Source organism: Armatimonadota bacterium, assembly GCA_031081675.1.
Taxonomy (GTDB): Bacteria; Sysuimicrobiota; Sysuimicrobiia; order Sysuimicrobiales; family Kaftiobacteriaceae; genus Calidihabitans; species Calidihabitans tengchongensis.
In genome coordinates, this window is sequence record JAVHLZ010000001.1 from 1 (window position 1) to 3798 (window position 3798).

Annotated in this window: 3 protein-coding genes; all 3 read right to left on the minus strand. The window is 70.9% G+C overall.

The window, feature by feature from the left end; translation table 11 throughout:
• The coding region (locus RB150_00005; GenBank protein MDQ7818923.1) for a GDP-mannose 4,6-dehydratase at positions 1 to 594 on the minus strand (594 nt) is incomplete at its 3' end.
• Between the two features lie 101 nt (positions 595 to 695).
• Positions 696 to 2855: a polysaccharide biosynthesis tyrosine autokinase gene (locus RB150_00010; protein MDQ7818924.1), complete on the minus strand. Its 2160-nt coding sequence runs from the start codon at positions 2853 to 2855 to the stop codon at positions 696 to 698.
• Between the two features lie 79 nt (positions 2856 to 2934).
• A partial coding sequence (locus tag RB150_00015) for a polysaccharide biosynthesis/export family protein (GenBank protein ID MDQ7818925.1) occupies positions 2935 to 3798 on the minus strand: 864 nt, incomplete at its 5' end.

A 3798-nucleotide genomic window follows, 5' to 3' on the forward strand; every position in this document is an offset into this window, starting at 1 on the left:
GGCGATGCGGACGTCCAGACCGTGGGCTCGGTGGTAGGCCATGGTGATGGCCTCGGCGTAGCGCTTGGCCTCGTCGTAAACGCTCCTCGGTCCCACGGGGTTCACGTGACCCCAGTAGGACTCAGGCTGAGGGTTCACTTCAGGATCCCCATAGACTTCTGAAGAGGACGCCAGGAGAAATACCGCACCCTGTGCTTTGGCCAATCCCAGGGCGTGGTAGGTGCCCAGCGCGCCCACTTTGAGGGTGTGGATGGGGTGCCGGGCGTAGTCCCTGGGGGACGCGGGGCTGGCGAAGTGGAGAATGTAGTTCAAGGGCGGGTGACTGATGCCTGATTGTGGTCCTTGCTTCCCGGACAGGAGAGCGTCGAGGTCGATGGGACGGGTGACGTCGTGGTGGACGAAGGTGAAGCGGGGATGTCCCAGAAGGTGCCTGATGTTGTCCGTGGTGCCGGTCAGGAGGTTGTCCAGACAGATCACTTCGAACCCCTCGGCGATGAGGCGGTCGCACAGGTGGGAGCCGAGGAAGCCGGCGCCGCCGGTGACGAGGGCTCTTGGTGGGGGGTTAGTGGTGCTGGGTTGTGGGGCGTGGGTCACGGATGACCCCCCTCACCCTCGCCCTCTCCCCCTTGGGGGGAGAGGGGTGTTGTGTATGCGCTCGGTCCTCTCTCACGCAAGGTGACGTCGTCAGCTTGCCCTCACCCGCGCTCTCTCCCGGGGGGAGAGGGAAGGGGTGTTGTGTCTGATTTCTGATCCTCCGCCTGGTAGTAGTGCGAGTAGTAGTAATAGTAGCCGCGGCGGGTGGGGGTGGCGCCGTTGACCACGACTCCCAGAAGCCGCGCGCCCACGGACTGCAGCTGCTGCTTGGCGCGGCGGGCAGCGTCGCGGTGGGTGCGGCGCAGGTCCACCACCAGGACCACCCCGTCCGCGGCCGGGGCCAGGACCGCGGCGTCGGTCACCGGCAGCACGGGCGGGGCGTCCAGGACGACGAACTCGGCTCCGTCCAGGTCCCCGGACAGAAAGGCCCGCATCTTGCGGCTGCCCAGCAGTTCGGCCGGGTTGGGCGGGGTGCGGCCGGCGGGCACAAACCACAGGTTGGCGACCTCCGTCTCGTGCACGGCCTGCTCGAGCGACACCCCGTCCACCAGCAGCTCTGACAGCCCGAACTCGGTCCGCGGCTGGAAACGCAGTACCAGGTGCGGCTTACGCAGGTCGCACTCCACCAGCCACACCTTCCGGTCCAGCTGGCTGAGGGCGACGGCCAGGTTGGCGGCCACGGTGCTCTTGCCCTCCTCGGGTCCGGGACTGGTCACCTGGACGATCCGCAGCGGCCGGTCCGGGCTGGAGTACAACAGGCTGGTGCGCAGGTGGCGGAAGGCCTCGGCGAACGGCGAGCGGCGTTGCTCGACGGCCGCCAGAGGCACCGTCCCCGCGGGCGCCGACCGGGCTCCCTCCTTCCATATCGGGATGGTGGCCAGGACGGGCAGGTCCAGGTACTCGCCGGCTTCCTCCGCCGTCTTGAACGTGGTGTCCACGGCCTCCAGGGTGTAGACGGCGCCCAGGCCCAGCATCACGCCCAGCACGGCCCCCAGCAGGGTGTTCAGGGCGGTCCGGGGCTTCACCGGGGACTCCGGCGGAACGGCGCGGTCCACCACCCGCAGGTCCCCGACGATGGACGCCTCGGCGATGCGGGCCTCCTGCAGCTTCTCCGAGAGCAACAGGTAGGTCTGCTCGGCCACCTTCACCTCGCGGGTCAGACGGGCCAGGTCGACCTCGCGGGAAGGCAGGACGCGGGCGTCCCGGGCGTAGCGCGCCACCACGGCGGCCAGGGCGGCCTCGCGCGCCTGCAGGGCCTGGCGCTCGATCTGCAGCTTGATGACCTGCCCCAGCAGGTCCTGGTGGATGGGGTTGAGGGTGATGGTCTGGGAGGCCAGCCGCCGGGCCGCCAGGGTCTGCATGCGGTTTTTGATCTCCTCGATCTTCGCCTTGACCGCGACGACCTGGGGGTGGCGGTCGGTGAACTGCTCGCGCAGGCCGGCCAGCTCCACCTCGGCGGACGCCAGCTGCTGGCGCAGCTGGGCCGCCACGGGGTCTTCGCTGAGGACGAACGACGACGGCACCGTGGCGGCCTGCTCGGCCAGGGTGGCCCGGGCCTGGGCCAGGCTGGCCTCCACCGCCTGACGCTCGGCGGAGGCGGCGCGGCGCTGGGCTTCGAAGTCGGCGAGCCGGGTCACCGCCAATGTGGTCTGCTCGGACAGGGCCACCTGGCCGGCCCGGGCTTTGTAGGCGGCCAGGGCGTCCTCGGCCGAGCGCAGCTCGCGGCCGACGATGGCCAGCTGGTCCTCGATGAACTTTCTCCCGGCGGCGGCCTGGGCGCGGCGGCCCTCCACGTGCCAGGCCAAAAACGCCTCGGCCACCGCGTTGGTGGCGTCGGCGGCCGCCTGCGGGGTAGGGCCTTCGGCCTGGATGCGGATGACGTCGGCGTTGCGGACCCGCTGGACCCGCAGGCCGGCCTGCAGGCGGCGCAGGGCCTCCTCACGCTCGTCCGGCGGGACGCCCAGGCGGTCCAGCGCGCGTTCGCCGACCGCGCGGCTGCGGACGACCTCGGCCAGGGTGTCCACGAACGTCTGCTGGCTGATGCCGGTGATGTCGGAGATCAGACCAAACGAGCTGCCGGCGCGGTCCACCATGACGGTGGCCGTGCCGCGGTAGACGGGCGGGGCCAGGGTGCTGAAGGTCAAAGCCGCCACCAGGGCGGCGGCGGTGGTGGCCGCGACCACCCACCAGCGGTCCAGCAGGACCTCCAGGTAGTCGCGGAGGGTCGGCTCACTCTCGACGTGCGGAGGGTTTGGGGTCATCGCAATCTACCCGATCTTCTCGATCTACTCAATCTCCTCACTCCACAGGCGCAGTCCGGTGACGGACGGCGGGTAGCGGTCACTTGACGATGGCCGCGATGCCGGCCAGGATGCTGACGATGGTGCTCACGGTGGTCAGCCCCGCCTGGGGGACGACGATGATGTCGCCGGGCTGCACCAGCAGGTCCCGGCGGAGGTCCCCGCGCTCCATCGCCGCCTGCAGGTCCACGGTGATGAGCACGCCGTTGTTGGGCAGGCGCTCCACCCGGCCGACCGCGGGAGGGGGCTGGGCGCCGCCGCGGCGGACGATGTGGACGGTGCGGGCGGTGGCGGCGCCGCGCTGCACGGGGCCGCCGGCCATGGCCAGGGCCTGCAGGACGGTGACCTCGCCCCGCAGGGGGAACAGGCCGGGGCTGTTGACGTCACCCAGGACGTAGAAGCGGTTGACGGTGTCCTCGGGGACGATGAGGGTGTCGCCGGCCTCGATGGTGATGTTGTGCTGGAGCTCCTGGCGGACCAGCAGGGCGTCCAGGGCCAGGGGGCGGGTCTCGCCGGTCGCCCGCACCAGACGGGCGTCGGTGACCGAGGCCTTCTCGGTGAGGCCGCCGGCGGCGGACAGTGCGTCCAGGACGGTGGCGCCGGGCCGCAGCTCGTAGGTGCCGGGGCGCGTGACCTGGCCGATGACGGAGACCCGGATGCGGCGGAACTCCTTGACCACCACCGAGACCTGGGGGTTCTTGAGGTAGACGGCGTAGGCCTCGGTCAGGCGGCGGGTGAGCTCCTCGATGGTCAGGCCCGCCGCGCGGACGATGCCCACCAGGGGCAGGGAGATGGTGCCGTCGGGCAGGACGGCGACGGTGCGGGTGAGGTCGGGCTGGCCGTAGACGATGACCTCGATGACGTCTTCGGGGCCGAGGGTGTAGGGCTGGGGGGCGGGTTGGGG